The 23,666-nt window shown below is 65.2% G+C and carries 21 protein-coding genes; 8 read left to right on the top strand and 13 right to left on the bottom strand.

Translation table 11 applies throughout. The features are described from left to right. Positions 1-84 precede the first annotated feature (84 nt). Together ABD231_RS35320 and ABD231_RS35325 are read left to right on the top strand one after the other, a co-directional pair. On the top strand, positions 85-1,488 hold the full coding sequence (locus ABD231_RS35320) for a serine hydrolase domain-containing protein (protein WP_344162276.1): 1,404 nt from the start codon (positions 85-87) through the stop codon (positions 1,486-1,488). After that, positions 1,489-2,625: an NAD(P)/FAD-dependent oxidoreductase gene (locus ABD231_RS35325; protein ID WP_344162279.1), complete on the top strand. Its 1,137-nt coding sequence runs from the start codon at positions 1,489-1,491 to the stop codon at positions 2,623-2,625. Between the two features lie 4 nt (positions 2,626-2,629). On the opposite strand, the gene ABD231_RS35330 is transcribed toward ABD231_RS35325, so the two are convergent. Both ABD231_RS35330 and ABD231_RS35335 read right to left on the bottom strand, forming a co-directional pair. After that, positions 2,630-3,487 (bottom strand): alpha/beta hydrolase, encoded by an 858-nt coding sequence (locus tag ABD231_RS35330; protein ID WP_344162281.1) that lies wholly within the window; start codon positions 3,485-3,487, stop codon positions 2,630-2,632. Continuing rightward, complete coding sequence (locus ABD231_RS35335) at positions 3,484-4,560, bottom strand: metal-dependent hydrolase family protein (RefSeq protein WP_344162284.1); 1,077 nt, start codon at positions 4,558-4,560, stop codon at positions 3,484-3,486. The genes ABD231_RS35330 and ABD231_RS35335 overlap by 4 nt, the downstream gene beginning before the upstream one ends. A gap of 213 nt (positions 4,561-4,773) precedes the next feature. Between ABD231_RS35335 and ABD231_RS35340 the strand changes: the two genes are divergently transcribed. The 5 genes from ABD231_RS35340 (at position 4,774) to ABD231_RS35360 (ending at position 9,560) form a co-directional block, all read left to right on the top strand. Continuing rightward, positions 4,774-5,370: a TetR/AcrR family transcriptional regulator gene (locus ABD231_RS35340; RefSeq protein WP_344162287.1), complete on the top strand. Its 597-nt coding sequence runs from the start codon at positions 4,774-4,776 to the stop codon at positions 5,368-5,370. Then, on the top strand, positions 5,367-6,785 hold the full coding sequence (locus ABD231_RS35345; protein WP_344162290.1) for an FAD-binding oxidoreductase: 1,419 nt from the start codon (positions 5,367-5,369) through the stop codon (positions 6,783-6,785). Before ABD231_RS35340 ends, ABD231_RS35345 begins: the two co-directional genes overlap by 4 nt. Positions 6,786-6,910: 125 nt before the next feature. After that, a complete protein-coding gene (locus ABD231_RS35350; protein ID WP_344162293.1) occupies positions 6,911-7,363 on the top strand; it encodes a MarR family winged helix-turn-helix transcriptional regulator in 453 nt (150 codons plus the stop codon). Between the two features lie 174 nt (positions 7,364-7,537). After that, positions 7,538-7,990 carry a DUF6069 family protein gene (locus ABD231_RS35355; RefSeq protein ID WP_344162296.1) on the top strand — a complete coding sequence of 151 codons (453 nt, stop codon included), beginning with the start codon at positions 7,538-7,540 and terminating at the stop codon, positions 7,988-7,990. Between the two features lie 292 nt (positions 7,991-8,282). Beyond that, the gene (locus ABD231_RS35360) at positions 8,283-9,560 is read left to right on the top strand and encodes a ricin-type beta-trefoil lectin domain protein (protein WP_344162299.1); all 1,278 of its coding nucleotides are present in this window, start codon (positions 8,283-8,285) and stop codon (positions 9,558-9,560) included. Between the two features lie 47 nt (positions 9,561-9,607). On the opposite strand, the gene ABD231_RS35365 is transcribed toward ABD231_RS35360, so the two are convergent. The 7 genes from ABD231_RS35365 to ABD231_RS35395 all read right to left on the bottom strand — a co-directional run bounded on the left by ABD231_RS35365 (position 9,608) and on the right by ABD231_RS35395 (position 18,168). Further along, positions 9,608-9,976, bottom strand: a complete 369-nt coding sequence (locus tag ABD231_RS35365) for a hypothetical protein (protein ID WP_344162302.1) — start codon at positions 9,974-9,976, stop codon at positions 9,608-9,610. 121 nt (positions 9,977-10,097) lie between these two features. Next, the gene (locus tag ABD231_RS35370; protein ID WP_344162305.1) at positions 10,098-11,276 is read right to left on the bottom strand and encodes a phosphatidylinositol-specific phospholipase C1-like protein; all 1,179 of its coding nucleotides are present in this window, start codon (positions 11,274-11,276) and stop codon (positions 10,098-10,100) included. 108 nt (positions 11,277-11,384) lie between these two features. Then, positions 11,385-13,022 (bottom strand): ricin-type beta-trefoil lectin domain protein, encoded by a 1,638-nt coding sequence (locus ABD231_RS35375; RefSeq protein ID WP_344162308.1) that lies wholly within the window; start codon positions 13,020-13,022, stop codon positions 11,385-11,387. A gap of 87 nt (positions 13,023-13,109) precedes the next feature. Continuing rightward, positions 13,110-15,038 carry a glycoside hydrolase family 2 protein gene (locus ABD231_RS35380; RefSeq protein ID WP_344162311.1) on the bottom strand — a complete coding sequence of 643 codons (1,929 nt, stop codon included), beginning with the start codon at positions 15,036-15,038 and terminating at the stop codon, positions 13,110-13,112. 17 nt (positions 15,039-15,055) lie between these two features. Continuing rightward, entirely contained in the window at positions 15,056-15,898 is an 843-nt protein-coding gene (locus tag ABD231_RS35385; RefSeq protein WP_344162314.1) for a carbohydrate ABC transporter permease, read from the bottom strand. Next, positions 15,895-16,806 (bottom strand): carbohydrate ABC transporter permease, encoded by a 912-nt coding sequence (locus tag ABD231_RS35390; RefSeq protein WP_344162317.1) that lies wholly within the window; start codon positions 16,804-16,806, stop codon positions 15,895-15,897. Before ABD231_RS35390 ends, ABD231_RS35385 begins: the two co-directional genes overlap by 4 nt. Further along, positions 16,807-18,168, bottom strand: coding sequence for an ABC transporter substrate-binding protein (locus ABD231_RS35395; protein WP_344162320.1), 1,362 nt, complete (start codon positions 18,166-18,168; stop codon positions 16,807-16,809). Between the two features lie 114 nt (positions 18,169-18,282). On the opposite strand from ABD231_RS35395, the gene ABD231_RS35400 reads away from it, so the two are divergent. Next, positions 18,283-19,299 (top strand): LacI family DNA-binding transcriptional regulator, encoded by a 1,017-nt coding sequence (locus ABD231_RS35400; protein WP_344162323.1) that lies wholly within the window; start codon positions 18,283-18,285, stop codon positions 19,297-19,299. A 32-nt stretch (positions 19,300-19,331) separates the two neighbouring features. Here the strand turns inward: ABD231_RS35400 and ABD231_RS35405 are convergent, their stop codons facing one another. The 4 genes from ABD231_RS35405 to ABD231_RS35420 form a co-directional block, all read right to left on the bottom strand. Continuing rightward, on the bottom strand, positions 19,332-20,381 hold the full coding sequence (locus ABD231_RS35405; RefSeq protein ID WP_344162326.1) for an ROK family protein: 1,050 nt from the start codon (positions 20,379-20,381) through the stop codon (positions 19,332-19,334). A 219-nt stretch (positions 20,382-20,600) separates the two neighbouring features. Further along, positions 20,601-21,422: an SDR family NAD(P)-dependent oxidoreductase gene (locus ABD231_RS35410; protein ID WP_344162329.1), complete on the bottom strand. Its 822-nt coding sequence runs from the start codon at positions 21,420-21,422 to the stop codon at positions 20,601-20,603. Positions 21,423-21,429: 7 nt separating this feature from the next. After that, positions 21,430-22,230 (bottom strand): SDR family NAD(P)-dependent oxidoreductase, encoded by an 801-nt coding sequence (locus ABD231_RS35415; protein ID WP_344162332.1) that lies wholly within the window; start codon positions 22,228-22,230, stop codon positions 21,430-21,432. Between the two features lie 38 nt (positions 22,231-22,268). Next, positions 22,269-23,417 carry an iron-containing alcohol dehydrogenase gene (locus ABD231_RS35420; RefSeq protein WP_344162335.1) on the bottom strand — a complete coding sequence of 383 codons (1,149 nt, stop codon included), beginning with the start codon at positions 23,415-23,417 and terminating at the stop codon, positions 22,269-22,271. Positions 23,418-23,666: the final 249 nt, after the last annotated feature.

Consider the following 23,666-nt stretch of genomic DNA (forward strand, 5'->3'; position numbering starts at 1 on the left):
TAGCTACAGCTGTCGAGTTCTGGGCGGATCTACTTCGACATCGAGCGCGTGCGGGTGTCAACGTGAGCTGGCATCGTTCGGTGGATGATGACTTCAGAGGAACTCCAGGCTCGCCTGTCCGAGTTGGCCGCCGGCATCCTCGTGCCGGGCGCTGCTGCCGCGATCCTGACCGGCGATGAGGTAGTCACCGCTGTCACGGGAACAGCTAACAAGAACACCGGCGCCGATGTCGTTCCGGAGACGTTGTTCGCCGCCGGCTCGATCACCAAGGTGTTCACTGCGTCGCTGGTGATGACGCTGGTGGATGAAGGCCTCGTCGAGCTCGACGCGCCGGTCCAGAAGTACCTGCCTGACTTCACTCTCACGGATCCTGTCAGGTCGGCCGCTGTCACCGTGCGGATGCTGCTCAGTCACACGTCCGGGATGCCTAACAGCGACCTGCTCGATGACCCGACGGGTCCGGACGCGGTCGCGATGTTCATGGAGCGGCTCAAGACCGTCCCCATCATGGGCACGCCGGGAAAGCAGTTCTCCTACAGCAACTCCGGCATGGTCACGCTCGGACGCATCGTCGAGGTCATCACGAAGCTCAGCTACGACGAAGCCCTCCAGCAGCGGATCCTGCGGCCGCTCGGTCTCAATGCGACGACCGACGCCGAGCGGATGATCCTGGGTCCAACGGCGATCGGTCATCTGGCTGACCCCGCTGCCGGCACAGCGCAGCCGGCGCCCGTGTTCCGCAAGTACTACGGCAACGCACCCGCCGGCTCGACCCTCTGGCTTGATGTGGCCGCTCTGATCGGCTTCGCACGGATGCACCTCGATGGGGGACGAGCGGCCGACGGCCGGCAGGTGCTCTCGGAGAACTCCGTGACTGCGATGCGGGTGCCGCAGATCGACAACTGGGGTGGCTACCCATACCCGCTGTGGGGGCTCGGTTGGGGCGCCGTTGAGGTGGACGGCCGACGAGTGGTTGTGCACGGCGGCGGCAACATCGGGATGGCATCGACGTTGTGGGTGATCCCGGACCGCAATGCCGCAGTCGCGGTGCTGACCAACAGCACCTCCGGCCACGGGCTGAATGCTGTGCTCGCCGCCGAGATCCTCGCGCGGGAGTTCGGCTTCGTGCTGCCGGCGCCCCCATCAGCGCCGCAGGAGCCCGTGCCGGTCGATCCCACGCCGTACGTCGGCCGCTACACCTCGTCGCAGGGCGATCTTGTCGTCTTCTCGGAGGAAGGCCGCTTGTTCGTGGCACAGAAGCCCGAGCCGGGTCTCGCGGAAGCCCAGAAGCTGATGGCAGGTATCGCGCCCAGCGAGCTGACCCACATGCCGATGACCTGCATCGATGCGGAGCGGTCCCGGTTCCTCGTACAGATGGGACCGGAAGGCGCGCCGCTCGGGTTTGTCCCGATGGACTTCCTCGAGCCGGATGCTGACGGTCGCCCGCGACTGGCCCGATTCACTTTCCTCGCCGAACGGGTCGACTAGATGACGACCGCGGCGTACGACGTGGCCGTCGTTGGTGGCGGCATCGTCGGGGCCGCCGTAGCCGCGGAGCTGGCCGGTGAGAGGTCGGTGGTTCTCCTGGAGGCAGAACCCGACTTCGGGGTGCATGCGACCGGCCGATCCGCTGCGATGCTCACCCAAACCTATGGTTCGGAAGAGATCCAGGAGCTGACTGCGGCTTCCCGGCCGGCGTTCGAGGGGGCGCTTGCCGAACGCGCCGGCGCGGCGATCCTGCGATCTCGGCCGGTGCTCTGGACCGGGAAGGTCAGCGATGTACTGCTGCCTGAGTTGCGGAGGCTGGCAGCGTCGGGCTCGGCTCCGGGAGTCGAGTGGTTGACGCCGCCCGAGGCGGAGCGTCTCGCAGCGGCCATCGACCCTGAGACAATCGACCTGGCCTGCCTGGAGCCGGATGCCGCCTCCATCGAGGTGGACCTCCTGCATCGCACCTTTCTCAAGATCGCGGCAGAGCGCGGCGCCACGATCCTCCGCAACGCCAGATTCCTCGGCGCTCGACGCCACGAGCGCGGCTGGAAGGTCGACCTGCAAGGCGACATAGTCAGCGCTGGATTGCTGGTCAACGCCGCTGGCGCCTGGGCGGACGAGGTCGCTGCACATGCGGGCCTTTCCGTCAGGGGGCTGGTCCCGATGCGTCGTACTGTTCTGATCGCGACCTGTGATCCGCCAGCCGCGCCGGCATGGCCGTTCGTCGTCGATCTCGACGACCGCTTCTACTTCGAGGCGGAAGGCACCCAGGTGCTCGCCTCGCCTGCGGACGAGACGCCCGTGCCGGCTGGGCATCCTCGAGTGGACGAGTTGGACGTCGCGCTGTGCATCGAGAGGCTGCACGAGCGGACGCGGTTGCGGATCCGTCGTGTCACGAACAGCTGGGCAGGGCTGAGGACATTCACGTCCGATCGGCTGCCGCTGGTCGGACCCGACCCGTCGGAGCCCACATTCCTGTGGGCCGCGGGGCTGGGCGGTTTCGGCATCATGACGTCTCCCGCTATCGCGAAGCTGATCGCCATGCACGCTGACGGGGCGCCCCCGTCACGACTGGCCAAAGCGCTACTGCCGGATCGGAAGGCACTTCGACCCGGCAGGCGGCAGGCAGCTGGCTGATCCGCTACTTCAGTGCGCGGCAGGTCCTGAGGTAGCTGAGAAAGGAGGCCTGAAGGCCGGTCACGTGAGTTTCGCGCAGGACTGCGGATGTGACGCTGTCGCTGCGCGAGCTCAGGTCGTGGAGGAGCCGAGTCGTGTTGCTGCTCGAGGTTTGGTAGATCGCGAGGTTTCCAACGAGCTCCTGGTCGTTGATTGTGACGTGCAGCTTGGCGGTCCGGGGTTCGTCCCCGAGTTCCTCGAGCAAGGTGAAGACCTCGCTGTCTCCAGAGGCGACACCGGGGCTCCCCGCTCCGATGGTCTCGAAGAGCGAGTTGCGGGTGAGCCAGGCGTAGAGGCTGAACAGCCCGCCGTAGGAGTAGCCGAACAGCCCGTGACCGCTTGTGGCGGTGCCGTAGTCACGCTCGATCCGTGGGTGCAGCTCCGAGGTAAGAAAGGCGAGGAAGGTGTCGCCGTGGGTGTCGGACAGTTCGGCGAGGTACGCGTCGACTTGCTGGCGTGTCATTGCGCCCGCATGGAGGGCGGATTCCACGGCGTCGACGAATTCCTTGGCGATGGGTTCGCCGGGCGGTACGAGGTCTCTGTTGCGTAGCCGCGCCCAGTGCTGTGCTTCCTCGCCTGCATAGCCGACGCTGACTTGGATGTAGGGCTGGACCTGCTGCATGGGATCCATCTGGGTGACGATCAGCGGCGCAGTCATGCCTACAGCCCAGTTGCCGTCGAGGACGTAGACGGCAGGCGCCGTCGTCGTTTCGGGGTTGTAGCCGGGCGGGGTGGTGACCCAGACGCCGTACTCACGTCCCTCGCTGGAACGCATCTCGAAATAGTTGGTGTCAGCGAGACACCCCTGCCACATAGAGCTCATCGGGAGTCCTTCACTATTTTTCCAGCTTGGATGACGACTACAGCATTCGTGGGGTCGGAGAAGACTTCTGGATCCTCGAGTGGATTGCGGTTCCAGAGCACAAGGTCTGCCTGCATGCCCGGTGCGATGACACCGACCTCGCCTGACAAGCCGAGGATCTCGGCGTTGGTCTTCGTGGCGGCCACCAGAGCGTCCATCGGCGTTTCGAGCCTGGCGCGCAGCGTGAGTTCTTCGCCCCGGCGGCTCTGAGCGGGACCGATGAGGTCGGAGCCGAGGCCGATCCGAACGTCCGCGGCCTTGGCCGTGTGCAGAGCCTCGGCCATACGTTCCCGAACGCCCGCCACTCGCTCACGGCTCGACTCGCCAAGACCTGCTGCAGCGGAGTGATGTAGGAGTTGGTCGACAACGGCGAAAGTGGGCACGAGCGCTACTCCGTGTGCGGCCATAAGGGCCGCCGTGGGCTCATCCAAGTCGGTTCCGTGCTCGACACAGCGTGCGCCGGCCTGGATCGCGTTCCGGATGCCTTCGTTGTTATGAGCGTGAACCGTGACGTATGTGCCCCGTGACGCGGCTTCCTGCACCGCGACCGAGATTTCGTCGATCGTGAACTGGGTGTCGGTCAACCGGTCATGGGCACCGACGACGCCACCTGTGACGCAGAGTTTCAGGAAGGTCGCGCCGCGACGAAAGGCCTCGCGGACGTTGCTTCGGAGCTCGTCGGCATTGCCGGACATCATGGACAGGGCACAAAGACCGGGGACGTGATGGGCGCTCCACAGTTCGCTTGGCTCCCAGTCCGCTCCGAAGTAGCCGTGCCCGCCTGTCTGGCATTGCACAGGTCCGCACGACAGGACCCTAGGTCCCCTGACCTTGCCATTCGCGATCGTGGTGACGACGCCGCCGTCGATGCCACCAGTGTCCCGGACAGTCGTGAAGCCTGCGTCGAGCGCTGCTCCGGCAGTCGCGAAGATGTCCGCTGCGATCTCAGCTGCGCTGATCTGGAACGAGAACTGCGGCTGGATCGGGCTGGAAAGGCCCAGATGGACATGAGCGTCAACGAGCCCAGGAGTCATGGTCAAGCCGGTGGCGTCAAGGCGGTCACCCCTGCCGCTCGATGCTCCGAGCCTGCTGAGCGTTCTCCCGTCGATCGCAACATCGGCGATCACAGGATCGCGGCCAGATCCATCGACCACTGTCGCCCCGACTACCTGCAGACGGGCCACGATTTTGTCCCTTCCGTCAGTGGATGGGCTACCAATTTCTTTTCCAATGGATAAACTCTGAGTATGGACTTGTCAAGCGCCGGACGCCGAGGCGACGCCCGGGATCGCCTGCTGGCCCGCCTTCTCGAGGCGTTCGGCGGAGTCTTGCCGTCGCCGGATCTGTCACTGCGTGAGATCGCGAGCCGAACCGGGACCAGCCATGCGCTCTTGAGGTATCACTTCGGATCGCTGTCCGGAGTCCTCGCCGCGATGCTGACCGCGCAACGATCGCGAGACAACGAGGAGCTGGCCCGAGCGGCTGGCACAGGCGCCTTCCCGGATCTCGTGACAGCGATCTGGCGCGCCTACAGTCGACCGGAGCATCTCTCGCGGGTTCGCGGCTTCTTTCACGTCGTGGGCCTGGCTGCCTACAACCCGGCGGAATTCGCCGAGTTCATCGACTCGCTGGACGACCTGACAAGGATGCTTGCTTCCGTCGCTGAACGCGACGGCCTGGAGCCCGCAGATGCGATGACTACCGCGATCGTGGTCATCGCAGCCATCCGTGGTCTGCTGCTGCGGAAGGTTCTCGAGCCGGCGCTCAATTCGGAAGCAGCACTCGAGCGCATCCTGCGCATGTGCGAGACGCAGACCCGTCATGGATACGGGGTGGGCCCGTGAATGGTGAGCTGATGATCGGCGACCTCCTGGCTGCCTTGCCGGAAGGCCGCGTCGTGCTGGACCCCGTAGTGGTCAGTGGGGTCAGTCACGACGAGGCCGAGTGGGCTCCGGTCGGCACGGCGGCCGCAGTTGTCCGGCCCCGCAGTACCGAAGAGGTACGACGTACCGTCGAGGTCTGCCTCAAACATGGTGCGCCGGTGGTGCCCCGTGGCGCCGGGACTGGGCTGTCCGGCGGAGCCAACGCCGTCGATGCGTGCGTCGTTCTGAGCCTCGAAAAGATGGCATCTGTGCTCGAGATCAATCCGTTGGAACGGCTCGCAGTCATCCAGCCTGGAGTGATCAACGATGTCCTCCGGTCAGCGGTCGCCGAGCACGGTCTGTGGTATCCACCGGACCCGGCAAGCTCGCCTTGGTCGACGATCGGCGGGAACATTGCGACCAATGCCGGCGGCTTGTGCTGTGTGAAGTACGGCGTGACGCGCGACTACGTTCTCGAGCTCGAAGTGGTCACCGGTACGGCGAAGGTAGTGCGACTTGGTCGTCGTACGGCGAAAGGGGTGGCGGGCTACGACCTCGCCGGACTGATCGTTGGCTCAGAGGGCACGCTCGGGATCGTTACCGAGGCGACTGTGCGGCTCCGGCCGCTGCCGGCACCTTCGATCACGGTGGTCGGATACTTCTCAGATGTCGTCTCGGCAGGCGAAGCGGTCCGGGGAGCCGGCGCCGCTGGGATCATCCCGGCGGTGTTCGAACTGGTGGATTGGCATTGCCTGCGCGCGGTCGACGAGTGGAAGAACATGGGACTTTCTGTCGAGGCGGAGGTGGTCCTGCTGGCGCGGATCGACGACCCCGGAGCAACTGGTGAGATGGCGGCCGATCAGTTGGTCGCCTGCTTCGGCGCCGCGGGGGCAACTTGGGCCGACCGGTCGACTGACCCTGACGAGGCCGATGCACTGTTCGCCGCGCGCCGGCTGGCCTACCCGGCTGTGGAGCGACTCGGGCCGGTTCTCACCGAGGACGTTTGTGTGCCGCGCGGTCAGATCCCGGTCATGCTCGCCCGGGTGGAGGAGATCGGTCGTCGCCATCGGGTGACGATCGCGAACATCGCCCACGTGGGCGACGGGAACCTGCATCCGTTGCTGATCACCGAGGCGGGCGACTCCGCCGCCCGACGCCGTGCCCAGGCTGCGTTCGAGGAGATCCTCGATGCCGCGCTCGAGCTCGGCGGGACGATCACCGGCGAGCACGGCGTCGGGCTCCTCAAAGCCGGCGGCCTCGAACGCGAACTCAGTCCCGAGGTGCTGGCGATGCATCGCGCAGTCAAAGCGGCTCTTGACCCTGCTGGACTCCTCAATCCCGGCAAGGTCTTCGCTCGAACAACGGTCAGTGGTGGAACCCAAGGGTTGAGTGGGTGAGTGACCGCCGACCCTGTACTTGCACACGACAACGATCGGGGTCGAGGTGTCCGCGGGTGCGAGGCGGCCTTCTGTGGCGGGACGGTCATCCCGCGAGCGCCAAGCCTCTAGGGTTGTCAGTGCAGGTGTCTCTCTGGAAGGGCGATATGGCGAAGTCGCAGCGGCTTGCCGCCGGGCCGGCGTTGATCAGGGTCTCGAGCGCGGTGGCGGAGCACTATGAGCGGATCAGTTCTGACCTTGGAATGACTACTCAGCAAGCCCGCATGCTGTTTGTCCTGCATCGCAGGCCGACGAACATGCTGGGGCTTGGATCTGTCCTCGGGGTTGGTAAGTCGACCATGACGGGTGTCGTTGCGCGCATGGAGAGGGCCGGTCTGGTGGTCCGATCGGCTGATCCGGCGGATCGGCGGAACTTCGTTGTCGTGCCGACTGATCGTGGAGCCGAAGTTGCCGAGGAGTTCGAACGGCGGCTCCGGGACGAGGTGACCCGGATGCTGCACATCCTCAAGTCGTCGGAGCGTGAGACCTTCGCTGCCCTTCTGACCAAGGTGATCATGGCCGAGGAGTCATCGTCCTGACCGCTGCCAGGAACATCTGCCGATCTCCCTGGTTGGTACGAGATTCGGAATAATCGGCCATCGTCCTGGTGTTTCAGTGGTTAGTACCCTATCGTCAATAGTACGAGATGTGGACTAATTGCCTGGGAGGTGTGGAATGAGCATGACGATGATCGACACCGGATGGACCGCGCGGTGAGCGGCAGGGTTCGGGTGCTGGCCGTGATTGGTGCGGCTGTGGTTGCGTCGGGGTTGAACTTTGTGGTGGCCAAGACTGCGATCGCCGCGGGGGCGAGCGCAGAATTCGGTCCGTTGATGCTGCCGACGTTCGCTGTGCTGACCGTCGTCGGGGTTGCTGCCGGATTTGCCGGGTGGGTGGTGGTGGCGCGACGCGCGAAGCGTCCCGCCGCCGCCCTGAGGGTCATTGTGCCTGGGGTTCTGTTGCTTTCGATGACCCCGGACGTGGTGCTGCTGGCGACAGGATTCATTCCCCACTCGTCGGGGATCGGAGTCGCGGCCCTGGCGCTCATGCATCTCGTCGTGGCTGCCGTGACTGTGCCTGTTTGTGCTCGGGTGCTCCCGGTCGGCGTGGATCGACAGGCGGCAGAGCGATCCCGTGCGACGTTGCTGACTCGACCGATCGCCTGAACTGCCAACGGCCGAGGTCCTGGGTGGTTCCGCACGATCCGTCTTCGAGACTAAGTATCTGGTCGACGTAGCTGGGAGGTCCTCTCGGGCCTCCCAGTGCAGACCGCGCACCAGTAATGGTCGGGCGTGGCAAGAGTTCATGCCGGCTGGTGGGTATGAGGTGCGGCACAGGCGGGAGGCTCTTGGCGTGGCGTCTGGTGCAGATTAGAGTCCGGCTTGCAACGTTGCAAGTTCGCCAACTCTGAGGCGCTGCACCGTGCGATGCTGCGCCCCGCCCTCGTGGAGGTATCTGTTGCCTGATCCGCATGTGAAGAAGCGCGTCCCCGCCTGGCGATCGGCGCGTACGACGGCTGTCGTTGTGGCGACGCTGGCCGCGTCGCTCGCCGTACCGGCGACAGACGCGTTCGCTGCCGGTCCCTCAGGACTCGACTATGTCGCGATCGGGAGTTCGTACGCGGCGGGGCCGGGCATCCCGCCGCTGCAGACGAGCACTGGAGCGTCGACCTGCTCCCGTTCGGCCAATAACTATCCCAGTGTCGTTGCGCGCGATACCGGGGCCAACCTGAAGGACGTCTCCTGCAGCGGAGCTACCACAGCGAACGTGCTGACGACGAGTCAGTCGGGGCTTGCGCCACAGATCCAGGCGGTCACCTCGACCACCCGGTTCGTTACGGTCACGATCGGCGGCAACGACGTCAACTACCTGGGCAGCATGTATGCCTACTCGTGCCAGACCAGCGGTGGGACGAACTGTGCCACCGTGGACCAGAACGCGATCAACCAGACCTTTCCGTTGTTGTCCGGGCGGATCCAGAACATCGTGAACGCGGTATACGCCGTGGCGCCACAGGCCAAGGTATACCTGGTGAACTACCTGACCATCCTGCCGTCTTCAGGCGTGTGCGCCAACGTCCCGCTGACCGCGGACCAGGCGACGTTCGAGCGCAGCATCGCTTCACGCCTGGCGGACGCGACCGCTGCTGCGGCGTCCGCCACGGGAGCGACCCTGGTCGATCTGGCGTCGGCTAGCCAGGCACACAACGCGTGCTCGGCGGACCCATGGATGGAGACCTACTACCCGGCGGCGGGCCGCGCTGGCTATCACCCGAACGAGGCCGGCATGCGTGCGGCGGCTAGCCTGGTGGAGACCGCGCTCGCAGCAAACGATCAGTCGCGCAAGGCAGTCTTCAGCTCAGGCATCGCGGGTAAATGCCTCGACGTCCGGGCCGCCAACCCCGCCAACGGCACGCCGGTGCAGATCTACACCTGCAACGGCACCGTCGCGCAGCAATGGAACTACACCCCCGGCAGCACTGGAGGCACCCTCCGTGCACTGGGCAGCTGCCTCGACGTGACCGCAAGCGGAACCGCCAACAAGGTGAAGATCCAGCTCTGGCAATGCAACGGTGCCCAGGCGCAGAGATGGGTGCCCGGCCCCAACTCCTCGCTGATCAACCCACAGTCCGGCCGCTGCCTCGACGACCCCGGAAGTTCCACCGTCGACGGCACCCAGTTGCAGATCTACGACTGCAATGGTGCGAATGCGCAGAAGTGGACCCCGTCCATCTGATGCGCTCCTGACCGAGACCCGGCATCACGCCACAGAATCGCGAGATGTCAGTTCGCGAGAGCTGCGCTCATGACGTCGGCCATCGATGCGTTCGATGCCGGGTTCTCGCCGGTGAACAGGTTGCCGTCCTGGACGTTTGTAGCGGGCGGCCCTGGGGTCGCGTCCTGGCACAGGTCGACGACCGGGCCGTGGTCGCTGGGCAACACCACCGCGTCGTAGACGGTGATATCCGGACCTTGTCCGGCGACAACAGCGGTCCGAGCTCGTTCAGTGCCTGCTGGGCGTGCTCGAGTAGTGGCCGCACTCCGGTCCTGCAATCGCCGGATCGGCGCTGTGCTGGTCCAGCGGCTGCAGCACACCACCGACCGTGGCTCAACCTCGCGCCAGGCGATGGACCTGGCCAGCTTGGTCGCCACCGATGCAAAGCAGCGATAGCGTGGGACGCGAAGGCCTCCAGGTTGGTGAAGCGGTTCCTTAGGCAGCTCCACTTCACAACCGGAGGCCTTCACCTGTCACACAAGCTCACTCCGGCATGACTCACCTTTCCAAGGCGTTCCCGCACCAGGCCGGCGCCGCCACAGGGTTGCACCGTACGGCGGTGTTGCCGGGCAACTTGGCGACGAAGTCACTGTCGTACCGTGCCGCCATCCCCGCCACTGGGAAGTCCGTGGTGACCCACTGGGCACCGCTCCCGAGCGCGATCCCGACTCGGCTGGTCTCGTTCGTCAGCACCGTCGACATCGGTTCGTCGGAGCGGGTGCGGACCATGTACCCCTTCTTCACCAGCCGCTGGATCTCGGCCTGGTTCGTGCCCCGCGGGTCGTTCACCATCGTCACCGCGGCGTCCGGCTGACCCTCCGGCCCTCTCGTGAAGACAGCCCGTCCCTCGAGGCTCGGCCGACCTTCGCGGTAGGCGTCACGGATCGCTCCGGGACCGCCGTTGTCGAAGAAGAACATCACTTTGCCTTGGGCCTGGCCAAGAGTCGGCCAGCCCGTGGCCAGCACAGACTGCTCCAGCGTCAGGCCGTCACGCCGGACGTCGTCGGGTGACAACAACTGCGGCTCGGGAAAGACCGACCGGATCTCGGTGTCGATGCTGTTCAGGTTGTCCAGGTTCCACGGCGGAGACTGCACGCCCCCAGCCGCGACCAGCCGCGGGTCGGACTGCTTCAGCTCCAGCTGGATCGTGATCGGGGCGTGCTTCGGGTGGGCGTCGGACCAGCTCTTCACTTGCGTCAGGCACTTCACGAACGTCGAGCAAGTGGTGCCGTAGTCGAAGTCGGCCCAGTGCAGCACCTTGATCCCGGGCCTGGCCAGGTCTGGATCGGTCAGCCGGCCCTTACCAGCCAACTTACGGACCAAAGGATACGTGTAGAGCCCGCCCTGGGGGTCCGGGAACAGGTCGAGTTCGACCATCCGGACATTCTGGTCCTCGAGCTGATCCGGGATCGACGCGTGTGAGTAGAACAGCCCGACCGCGCCGGGCTCCTGTGCAAGCTGGATCTTCTTCTCGTCGTCGGGCGCCTCACGGTGATAGGCGTTGTGCGCCCCGATCTGCTGGAGCTGGTTGATCCGTACGCCATATGCTCTCCTGGCCTCATCACCGGCATCGGTGCCCGAGTTGCTCTGGTCACGGGTCAACGCGGACCCCGCAAGGCCTGCGGCCGCCACACTCAACGACGCTAGTCCCGCGATCAGTTTGCTGCCGACCTGCATGTGTTTCTCCCTCACTGGAGCGGACGGACGATCACTGCTGCGATTTTCGCCGCAGTTGGGCCGGGCGACGGTCGCGAAGACCCTCGCCCGGCTACTGGGGTGTTGAAGCTAGGCCGGCAGTTTCCACTGCTGGGGCGCCAAGCCGTTGCAGTCGTAGATTTGCAGGTCGGTGCCGTCAGCGGTGGCGCCGCTTGGGCTGTCGAGGCAACGACCGGACTGTGGGTTGCGCAGTGAGCCGTTGGGTTGGGCTTGCCATTGCTGGCCGCCGGCCGGCCCGCAGTCCCAGAGCTGGACCTTGGTGAAATTCGCCGTACCGTTGCCAACGATGTCCAAACACTTGCCGAAGGAGCGGATGGTGCCGTCGGCCATGATCGTCCACTGCTGTCCGGATGCGGTGCCGCAGGTCCACAGCTGGGCGGCGTTCCCGCTCACCGCGGTGTTGTGGTCGACGTCGAGGCACTTTCCGGCGGTGCCTGGTCCGGTGATGGTTCCGGTCGGGCCGCCAATGATGCCGGCTCCGAAGCGGACCTGGCACTGGTTGCCGGTTCCGAGCCAGGTCGCCGCCAGGTAGAGGAACGACGTACCGTTGGCCGAGGGGACGATCGGCGAGCTGTAGCCGGGGCAGCCAGGAGCACCAGGACCGTAGCTACCGGTGGGGTTGACGTTGACCGGCGCCTCGAGTTCGGTCCAGCTGCCGCTGCCGAGTGAGGTGTTGGCGAACAGGACCGATCCTGATTCGGCCATGACTGCCTTGTTGCCGGTTGGTCCGATGACCACGCGTTGCCCGGACAGCAGCAAGGTGCCATTCGGTCCACCGCCAGGGATCCAGGCGACATACGGCGTGTGCAGCAGATGGCGGCCGTCGACCGTTTGGGCGAGCGTGCCGGTGCTATTGGTCGGGGCCCAGTTGAGGCCGTCGGGACTGGTCTTGATGTAGACCTCGCACGCGTGGTCTGCGTTCGTCGCGTCGCGGCACAGTTCGTAGGTCATCATGAACTGGCCGTTCGGCAACGGGGTGATGATCGACATCCCCGGCCGGGCCAGGTTGTCAGCAGGGAATGCGACGTCGGTGGTCATGCTGGCGCTCCACGACGCGCCGCCGTTCGTGGAGGTGTAGTGACCGATGATCTGGTTGTTGGTCGGTGAGCCGGCCGGGCGTTCGTCGGAGATGAAGCACGCGAGGGTGTTGTTGGGTGCGAGATGGAACCATGGTTCCCAGATGCCTTGGCCGATGGTGTTCGGCTGGCCGCCGGTCTGGGTGCAGTTGGACAGGTATTGCCAGGTGACGCCGCCGTTGGTGCTCTTGAAGACCTCGATCTTCTGTGCGGTGAAGTTTCCTTCGTCCCAGGCCGTGCCGGCGGCGAGCAGGTCGCCTGCGTTCAGGCCGTTCGCGGTCCGCGGGACCTCGTAGATGACTGGCGCGCCGAGGTCCCAGCCGGCCGTGTTCGAGGTGATGGTGCCGATCGGGTTGGCGCCGAACGTGGTGCCACCGTCGGTGCTGCGGAAGATCGGGAAGCCGTTCTGACCGGCTTCGTTGCGCCGGGCAAAGGTTGCGAGGACGGTTCGGCCGGCGTTGCCGTCGTGGTCGAGGCGAATCGCCCGCGGGTAGCTCGCATCGGCGTTCGGATAGGTGGACAGGTTCGGGCTGTAGAGCACATTGCCGGGTGGTGCCGCCGTAGCGGGCGTTGACACGAGGGCTGCGGCGAGTAAGGTCGCGGCGGCCAGCAGTCGGGTGACGGTTGACATGATCCTCCTCTGACATTCGGCAGGGTGGGTCGAGTGAAGGTGGTCCCCGTGCGCCGGCGGTCAAGATGCCGGCGAGATCTGGGATGGTTAGTAGGTCAAGTCCATGGCAGTCCGTGCCACCACGTGACCGGCCGGGTCCGTCGCCCACAGCAACAGGTGGCCCTTGCTCGACGGCAGCCTGAGCCCGAACGGCTCCGTAACCTCGAAGGGCTTGGCTTCGACCGGCATCGAGCCGGACGCACCGCCCAGCTCCCAGTGCAGGGTGCCAAGCAACGGATCCTGCCCGTGGTGGGACACTCGGACAGGGATGACGACCGAGCGATCGGCGGCCTGAAGAACGAGGTCGCGGCCTGGAGCCTGGGGGGTCAGGTCGACGATCAGCACCGTTTCGGCGTGGACGTCGGACGGAACAACCCCGCCAAGGTCCTTGGTACGGCGCTCGTAGGTGTAGATGCCGACGGTCTCGTGCTCGATGTCGTAGAGCTCGGTGTAGATATAGCCCGCGTTCAGCGGATGCCGGCGCAGTTCTTGGGTCTGCCAGCGCAGATGCCACCCACGTTCCACGCTGGTCGAACCGCCGCCGTACTCGCCGTTGAGTTGCGGTTTGTTCGCCCCGTCGAAACCGGGCGCGTTGATCGCCTTCTGCAGCAGGAGGTCCGGGCCGAGCCGTACTGGGAAGCTGCCGTCGGCGGTGTTGATCAGCCGATCCACGACCGCGGCCCACGACCCGACGTTCTCGTCGTAGTAGTGCCAATCGACCAGATCGGTCTCGACATGAGCCCAGCCTGAGTTGTCGACGATGGGACGGGTTGGATCCGCGTAGCGGAGACTCCGGTAGACACGCCGTACGGCGTCTTGCTTGGCCGGATCGCCCGGCACGTCCCAGTCCAGGCCCCACTCCTCGTTGTACCCGCCCCAGATCACGATGCTCGGGTGGTTCGCGTCCCGCTCGACCATGCCGGCGGCGACCTCTTCGAAGGCGGAGACAGCCTCAGCGGTGAAGCGCCCGGTCGACGGCGGCTCGGCCCAGACCAGCATGCCGATCCGGTCGGCCCAGTAGAGCCACCGTGGGTCCTCCAGCTTGATGTGCTTGCGGACAAGGTTGAACCCGGCCTTCTGCGCCAGCCCCAGGTCCAGCAGGAACGCCTCGTCGCTCGGCGCCGTGTGCCCGCCCGCTGGCCAGAATCCCTGGTCCAGAACGCCGCGCACGTACGTCGGCACGCCGTTGATCGCCAGATTGTTGCCTCGCCACTCGACCTTGCGCAGTCCGGTGTAGCCGCGGACCAGGTCCTCGCCGGCGGCGACGATCACGTCGTACAGATGTGGGTCGTCGGGGCTCCACAGCCTTGGCTCGGGAATCGGGAGGGTTGCGCTGCCGGGCCATTCGTCGTACTCGCGGACGAGGACCCCCGGGATCTCGATCCGCACGGGCGACGGGCCGGTCATTTCGACCTCGATGCCGTCCAGTGCATCGGTCGGCCGGAGTTGGAGCCTGGAGATGTACGACGCCGGCCGAGGCTCGAGCCAGACGCTCTGCCAGATTCCGCTCGAGGGTGTGAACGCGCAGCCGTCGTAGTCGTCGGCGGGCAGACTGCGCTGTTTTCCGTGCGGGATGAATCGCTTGTCGGTCGGGGCGTCCACCTGGACGACGAGCTCCGCACGACCCGCTGCGTCGAGGTGATCGGTGATGTCGGCTTCGAACGGCAGATAGCCGCCGGTGTGCTCGACGGCGAGGTCACCGTTGACCCAGACGGTCGCCTGATGGTGGACGGCGCCGAAGTGCAGGATGATCCGTTGCCCGAGCCAGTCGGCCGGGCGCTCGATCTGCCGCCGGTACCAGGCTGTCGGCAGCCAGTGCGCAACGACTCCCGAGTCGGAGTGTTCCCAGGGAAAGGGCACCACAATGGTCTCGGTGAAGCAATCGGCCTGGCGCGCGAACTCCCACTCGCCGTTGAGGCTGAGCCAGTGCTCGGATCGGTTGAAGTGTGGACGGGGGTATTCGGGACGTGGGTTCACAGTGGGTTCTCCAGGTCTCAGCCCTTGAGGCTGCCGGCCATGACGCCTTTGATCAGATGCCGTTGCAGGACGATGAAGACGACGAGCACCGGGATCGCCGCCAAGGTGCTTGCCGCGAGCAACTGGCCCCAGACGGTGGTCCAGTCGGAGCCGAGCGGGCCCGAGCGGATGTTCTGCGCGAGTGCCGAAAGCATCACCTGCAGGGTCTGGTGCCGGTCGTCGTTCACCGCCACCACGGGCCACACGAAGTCGTTGTAGATATTGATGAAGGTCAGTACGCCGAGCGCTGCCAGTCCCGGACGGATCACCGGTACGACGATGCTCGCGAAGATGCGCAGTTCGCCGGCACCGTCGATGCGGCCGGCGTCGAGCAGGTCGTCGGGGATGGCCATGATCACCTGACGCATCCAGAACACCCCGAACGCGTCGATCGCACCAGGCAGGATCAGCGCCTTGAACGTGCTCACCCAACCGAGCTGGCTCATCTCCAGCAGCAACGGGATGAGCAGCACCAGGGTCGGCAGCATCAGCGTGGTCATCACAGTGGCGAACAGCAGCCGCTTGCCGACGAAGGCGTACTTCGCGAAGGCGAACCCGGCCATCGGGCAGAAGACCATCGTGAGTGCGCCCTTGACCACGACGACGATCGCTGTGTTCGCGAATCCGGTACCGATCGGGATCGTCTCGAGCATCGATCGGAAGTTGGCCAGCGTGAACTGCCCCGGATCGAAGCTGAACGGGCTGGAGATGATCGCCGCTCCGGGTTTGAGCGACGAGATGATCATCCACAGCAGCGGCGCGAGACTGACGACCGCCGCCACGGTCAGCAGGCCGTACCGGCCGGCTGCTCCGAGCTTCATGCTGCCTCCCTCGAACGCAGGAGCCGGATCGAAGCGACGGACAGCGCGAGCACCATCAGCACGAGCAGGATGGAGTTCGCGGCACCGAGCCCGAGGTCGGAGTTCGTGATGTGCTTGTACAGGTACAGCCCGGCGGTCCGGGTCTCGTTGAACGGTCCGCCGCCGGTGACGACATACGGCTCGGCGAACAACTGGAAGACGGTCAGGGTGCCGATCACGACGATGAAACTCAGCGTTCGGGTCACCAACGGCACGGTGATCGACCAGAACTGCTGCCACGCACCGGCGCCGTCGATCCGGGCCGCCTCGTACACATCCGATGGGATCGAGGACAACCCGGCCATCAGCAGGATGACGGCGTACCCGGTGGTTCGCCACAGCACTAGGAGTGCGACAGTCACCTTCGCCCAGACGCCGGTGGTCAACCAGCCGATCGCCGGTATCCCGAGCGAGGTCAGGCCGTGGTTGACCGCGCCGAAGTCCTTGTCGAACAGGATGATCCAGACCTGCGCCATGGCCACCAGGGGTGTCACGAAAGGCGCGATCAGGGCAGCACTGAACAGCCCCCGGAACCGCGCCTTGCGGAGCGCGACCGCGATGACCAGCGCAAGCAGCACCTGCGCCGGTACGACGAGGAGCCAGAGCGCGCCCGATGTCAGCATCGACTGCCAGAAGTCCGGGCTGGTCAGCAGGTACTGGTAGTTCGCCAGGCCGATGACCTTGAGCTCGCCGGCGCCGTGCCAGTTGGTGAAGCTCAACTGCAGCGCGAAGACCACCGGGTAAGCACTGAACGCGGCAAAGAACAGGATGAACGGTGCGACGAAGAAGTAGGGGGTCGCCTTGATCCGGCGCCGGCCCACTCGCCGGGCCGATCGCCGGGTGGTGGCGACTGAGGTGAGGGCCGCCATTCAGCTGGGACCCATCAGGTTCTTCTGGATCTGGCTCGCCGACGTCTTGAGTACCTCGTCGGGCGTCATCTGCCCGGCGAGCAGCTTCTGGACGTTGACGCCGAAGTAGTCCACGGCCTTCCCCCACCAGGTGGGAACCGTGTACCCGCCAGGCACCTGCTTGCCTGCCTCGACGGCGATCTTCCACAGATCCTGGCCGCCGAGTGCGTCGATCGGCTTGAACAGTGGAACGTTCGGGTCCAGAGCCTTCAGGTACGACGGAATCGACGTGTTCAGGCCGCCCGGATAGATCTCGTTCGGCCCGTAGACCGTGGTGTATCCCTCCTTGCTGAACACCAGGTGCTCGTACAGACGCCAGGCCAGCTCAGGGTTCTTGGCCTTGGCCGGGATGACGAAGGACGAGCCGCCCATGACACCCGCCCGCGCGCCACCGGTCTGCCAGGCCGGCAGGGTGGTCGCGCGCCACTTGCCCTTGCTTGCCTTCAGCAACTGCTGCGGCGCAAACGCGAACCATTGGGCCCACGGAACGAACACCTGGGTGCCGTTGTCCTGGGTCTGCAGATCGGTCGGCTGGGTGTACTTCGCCAGTGTGCCTAGCCCCTCGGACCGGACCTTGTCCAGCCACGTCAGCGTCGTCCGGTACGGATCCGAGTCGATCGTGAGCTTGCCGTCGGCATCGACCATCGCTCCGCCCTGCTGGTTGGCGAACATGTCGATCCACAGTTGGGCGAGGAACTGGTCGTTCTCGAGATGGATCGGCCGGGCCTTGGGCGACTTCTCCCGGACCGCGCGCGCCGCATCGAGCAATGCGTCGTACGTCGTCAGTCCAGCAGGATCCACGCCCGCCTGGGCGACGATGTCCTCGCGGTAGAACAGTAGGCCGGGGTCGAGGTCCCACGGGACCGCGATCACCTTGCCGTCGACAGTGACAACACCGAGCTTGTACGGCGCGATGTCGGACTTGTAGGGCGCGATCAACTGGCTCAGGTCGTGCAGGTGGGGCGCGACGCCGGCCAGCAGAGCGTCGTCGTAGAAGGCGCCGTCCGGAACACCGGCGCCGCTGATCAGCGTGGCCGGGAGCTTGGCGCCGATGTCCACCGCGAGGTGGTTGACCTTCACCTGCGGGTACTTCGCCGTGAACGATGCGATCGCCTTGCCGAAGACCTTGTAGAGGTCGCCGGTCCGATCCCAGATGGTGATTTCACCGGCCGGGGGAGTGCTGACGTTGACGCTGGACAGCGGGCTTCCGCCGGTCGTGTTGCCGGGAGCGCAGGCGGCGAGACCGCCGGCGACCACGGCGGCACCGGTGCCCCGAAGGAGCGTTCGGCGAGACAAGTTGGTGGAGCGCAGGGGGTTCTTCATGGTGCCGTCCCTTAGACTCTTGCTGAACTTGCAACGTTGCAAGTGATGCCGGAGACGCTAAAGTTGCAGCGTTGCAAGTGTCAAGGTTTCGCCGTCCCTGAAACGAGGTGCACAGTGCCGGTCACACTGCGCGAGGTTGCCGAGCGTGCCGGTGTCTCGATCCGGACGGTCTCCAATGTCGTCAACGACTTCCACCAGGTCGCGCCGGCAACCAGAGCTCGCGTGCAGCGTGCGGTCGACGAGCTCGGGTACCGGCCGAATACGGCTGCTCGGAACCTGCGCAGCGGCCGCTCGGGATTGATCGCGCTGGTGTTGCCGGAGCTCGACGTGCCGTATTTCGCCGAGCTGACGCGGGCCGTCATCGAACAAGCGGCCGCGGCGGGTTACACGGTCGTGGTCGACCAGACCGACGGCGATCCGGTGCGCGAGCGCGAGTTGGTGATGCGGGGCAGCCGGGCGGCGATGTTCGACGGAATGATCTTCAATCCGCTGGCGCTCGGCGACGGCGACCTCCGAGACCGGCCTTCGTCGACACCGGTGGTGCTGCTCGGTGAGCGAGTTGTCCATGGGGGCCTGGATCACATCATGATCGACAACGTCGGCGCGGCCGAGCTCGCGACCCGGCACCTGATCGACCTGGGCAGGCGACGGATCGCGGCGATCGGCGATCAAATCGACGAGACCCGCCAGACCGGCCGTCTCCGTACGCTGGGCTACCGAGCAGCGCTCCGCTCGGCGAGCCGGAAGGTCATCAAGGAGCTGATCCGGCCGACCGAGTTCTTCCATCGGGCCGACGGAGCAGCGGCGATGGCTGATCTGCTCGCACTTCCCGAGCCGCCGGACGCGGTCTTCTGTTACAACGACCTGCTGGCTCTCGGCGCTCTCCGCACCATTCTCGGCCGGGGACTCCGCGTACCTGAGGACATCGCTCTGGTCGGATTCGACGACATCGAGGACGGCCGCTACAGCACTCCTAGCCTGACTACCATCAGCCCGAACAAGAATGAGATCGCGAAGAACGCCGTGCAGCTGCTCCTGAACCGCTTGGACGGCGACAGCTCCGTTCCTGCCGAGATCTCCGCCGAGTACACCCTCGAGATCCGCGAAAGCACTCTCGGTCGGCCGATGTGACCTTCGGCGGATGCGGAGGATGCCCGACTGGGTCATCCGACGGTGGCCACTGACTTGTCTTCGGCCGCCCAGGTGGCGATCGCTACCTCGGTGGTTAGGTGGTCGAGGGCGAGGGCTGCGGCGCCTCGCAGCGAGCCGTCAGCCCGGTGGACTGCCGCTAGGACCGGCGGGGCGGTGTTGCGCCGGAATGTCATGATGCCGGCCATGTAGGTGTCGTCGAATACGCGCACGGCGGCGGCCCGCAGCGGGACAGCCAACCCGCCCAGCGTCACGACATCCGGGTCGTGGGCGTTGACGAGCCCGGCAACACCGGCCGCGATCGCCGCGACCACTCGGGCGACAGCCTTGGTCGCCGCAAGGTCGGTACGGCGCAGTATCTCCATGGCGTACAGGTGTGGGTCGTCGGGTTCGGGCTCCTGCAGATGGTGTGCGAGTGCCCGTCCGTCGACCTCCAGGTTCCAGCAACCGTGCGCGCCGCAGGGGCACAGCCGAGTGCGGTCGCCGAATGGTGTGTGCCCGAACTCACCGGCGGCGCCGGATGCGCCTTGGACGGGGGCACCGCCGACGATCAGCGTCCCACCGATGCCCGCCTCGATAATCAGGTGTAGCGCGGTCCCTGCGCCGACAGCCGCTCCACTGCGCGCCTCCGCGACGCCGCCGAGGGTTGCATCGTTTCCGGTGAGTAGTGCAAGCCCTGTGTCGGCCGTGATGTTGTCGAGGTCGAGCTCGGCCCACTCTGACACCGATGCCTGCAGCAGACGGTTGTCGCGGAGCGTTCCCGGCACGGCGAGGCTAACGGCTCGCAGTCGGTGGCCGTACTGCTCCTGCGTCTGCTGAACGGCGTCGCGCAGGTCGCCGAGCACCACCTCCGGACGCCGTGTGCGGTGTCGGCGGTCGTCGTGGCTCATGAACGATCCGTCGAGGCCAACGACCACACTGCGCCACTCGCTCTGTCGCAGATCAAGTGCGAGAGCCAACGGGCCTTCGGGATGCGCGTGCAAGACCGTGGTCGGGCGGCCGCGGCCTTGGATCGGCGCCGGCGTCTCGGACAACAGTTTCAGCTCACGGAGCTTGGACGTCACCTCCGTGGCCGAGCTCGTGCTTAACCGGAGCTCCCGTGCCACTGCGGTACGTGTGATCGCCGGCCGGCGGCTCATGAGTCTGACGATCTCGGCGGCGGTCTGCCATTGCCCGCGACGGACTGGATTCATATCACGTTCTCGCTTCGATGGAGGCTGTATGGGGCGCTCACTACACAATATAGGTACTTCATCCCATCGGAAGACGGCTAGTGCTTCGCACTAGATGATGGACGCGCCGCCGTCGACCACGAGGTGACTGCCGCTCACGAAATCCGCCGAGGGTGAGGCCAGAAAGGCAACCGCTCCATAGAGGTCGGTCACTTGGCCAACCCGCCCGGATGGCGTTTGGATGGCGTTCTGCTCGGCGATGGCACGGAGTCCCGGGGAGTTGTCGAAGAGCCCCGTGTCGGTCACGCCCGGCGAGAGAGCATTGACGCGGACTCCTCGCTTGCTCCACTCGCTCGCGAGACTCTTCGTAAGACCTAGTAGCCCCCACTTGGAAGCGTTGTACGCGGCCTGCTTTTGGGGATGTGGGATCACCAACGATGCGGTCGAGACGATGTTGATGATCGATCCGTAACCCTCGTTGAGCATCGCGCGGCCTTCGACCTGGCAGGCTACGAACATCCCGGTCAGATTGACACCGAGGATCTCAGCCCACTCATCCAGGGTGGTGAGTTCGGCGGGGGAATTCCGGATGATCCCAGAGCTGTTGACCGCAACCGTCAGGCGTCCCCACTGATTGAGAATGCCTCTGAGTGCATGCTCCACCGCGGCTGGATCGCGGACATCCGCGCCGAATGCCAGGGAGTCGATGCCCTTGTCCTGCAACTCCTCCGCGACGGTCCTGGCTGCGTCGGGATCCAGGTCGAGGACTGCGACCCGTGCGCCCGCTTCCCCCAGCGCATGTGCGCAGCCACGGCCGATCCCGTTGCCACCGCCTGTGACGAGTGCTGTCCGCCCGCGGAGGGACATTTGCTCAAGTACGGACTGTCCGGGCGTGTCTGTAGGCGCCTCGTCGCGCTTCGTCGAGGTATTCATATCCACCTCATTCGTCCCCTGGAGAGTTGGACTTACTCTCCGACGTAGCGTCCGTTGAATCCTGCCGGAGAGTCGCTCCGCCATCCACCGAAAGAGACGCGCCGGTGATGTAGGACGCCTTGTCTGAGATCAAGAAGGAAACGGCGTCGGCAACCTCCTCTGGCCTGGCCAGCCGCCGCAGTGGAATACCAGAGATGCGTTCAGCGAAGGCAGCTCCGCCGTCCCCTGACAGGTGCCGTGCGGCCATTCCTTCACCACCGACAACGCCAACAGTCACGACGTTCGATCTTATGCCATGGGGCGCGAGAGTATGGGCCAGTCCACGAGTGAAAACGCTGCCGCCGGCCTTGCTGGCGGCGTAGATGACATCGTCGAAGTCCGGAACTTGCTCGACCCAGGATCCTATGCTCACGAACGATCCACGGCCGACTGGGATCATCAGAGCGCAGGCCTCCAATGCGAAATTGATGAGGCCGGTCGTGTTTATGTTGATGGTGTCGGCGATCTCTCGGTCGGTTGCTCTGAAGGCGGGAGCAGGAAACGTGACACCGGCCGCGTAGACGGCAGCACCTGGTGCCTCGCAGGCGGCAAGTGCCGTTCGAACCGACTCGCGATCACGAACGTCGCATTGTAGATAGCTCGTCTGGGGTCCGAGATCGCTGAGGACTTGACTCACTGCGATGTCGGTTTCTGGACGGCGCCCCAACAACGCGACCGTTCCACCACCCTGGATCACATTTCGGGCTACTGCCTTCCCGATTGCTCCCGTTCCTCCGGCAATAACAACGACCCCGGGTTCGACGTCCACGTGTTAGACCTCTTCTCTTTGCTGCCGAGGCGGTGTGCTCACTCGTTCCATGGTTGGTAGTTGCCCTCGTGCACGCGCTGAGCCAGTTGGGCCGCCTTGCTGACCTCTGATGCCGAGGCCTCGATGAATCCGTGGTGGCCGATGGCAAGAGGAACCGGCCAGTTCTGGTCTCCGTTTCGAAGCTGAACCGCCGACTCGATTGCCCGCCGGATGAAGTCGGGATCACCCAGCAGTGGATGCCAGACCGGGAGCCCGAGCCGCAGCGTGAGGCCAAGCATCCGTTCGAAGGATTCCTGACCGATGTAGTTGCGGCGGTGGCTGATCGCCGCGCTCAGCGATGCACAGATCGCGACGGCGGGACCATGGGTCATACCGGTTTCCATCTCCAACAAGGGCGAGATTGTGTGCCCGTAGTCGGGCCACCGTTTCAGGTTCTGGTCCCACAAGTCAGAGGCGAGCCACTGCAGAATCCCGGAGATCGCGCTGCGCATGATGTCGTCGCCCATCGGCCCCTGGAACTGGGTGTCGATCAGCTCCGCGCCGTGCTTTTCGAGCAGTCCGAACAGATCGGCGTCAATCATCTCGGCGACCTTCTTGATCTCCGACAGACCTGCCCGGATCTCGTCCGGCTCGAGGGTCCCGAGGAAGGCCGGATCGACAATCGAGACTCGAGGCGGGTGGAAGTCGCCGACATATGACTTCTTCAGCGCGCCCTTCCAGCGAAAGTTGATCGCGCGCTTCGAGCCCACGCCTGCGTCGACCTGGCCAACCAGCGTCGTCGGGATCACGACGTACGGCGTTTCCTTCCGCAGTTCGGCGGCGGCGACCCCGACCAAGTCCATCAGAACACCGCCGCCGACCGCGACCAGTTCGTCACGTCGGGCCAGGCCGAATTCCAGAGTTGCGCCATGGATCTCGTCTACCAGGCCGCGTTCCTTGAGTCCTTCCGAAGTCCTGACTGTCAGGGTCGAGAATTCTCCATCGAGAGCGGCGAACATCTCACGGATCCGCTCTCCATAGATGTCGTCTACTTGACCGTCAATGACGACCAGGCGGCGTTTCGCCTCACTTTGCCCGAGGAGATCAAGTGGTGGTGAATCAAGGATTCCTGGTCGCAGAACAACTGAGTAGTTGAATCGTCGCCAGGCATCGACGGTCCACTGGTTACTTTCATATGAAAGCGTCATCGGTAAGCCTCTCGGATACGCGCCAGGAAGATCGCGTCGTCAATTTCTGCCTAAGGGGTTCGAATCTCGCGACTGCTGGCGGCAACGCTAGGGTTGCAACGTTGAAAGTGTCAACAAAACTTTGCCGTCATTCCGGCTCGCGCCGGAGGTGGTCCTGACGAGAATGTTGCCCCACGGTGGTCTTGGTCGCATCATGGTCGCCATCGTTCGCGACAGCCCCGGCAGGGTGGGCTGGCTGTGGTCAAAAGG

This window comes from Kribbella yunnanensis (genome assembly GCF_039529655.1).
Lineage (GTDB): Bacteria > Actinomycetota > Actinomycetes > Propionibacteriales > Kribbellaceae > Kribbella > Kribbella yunnanensis.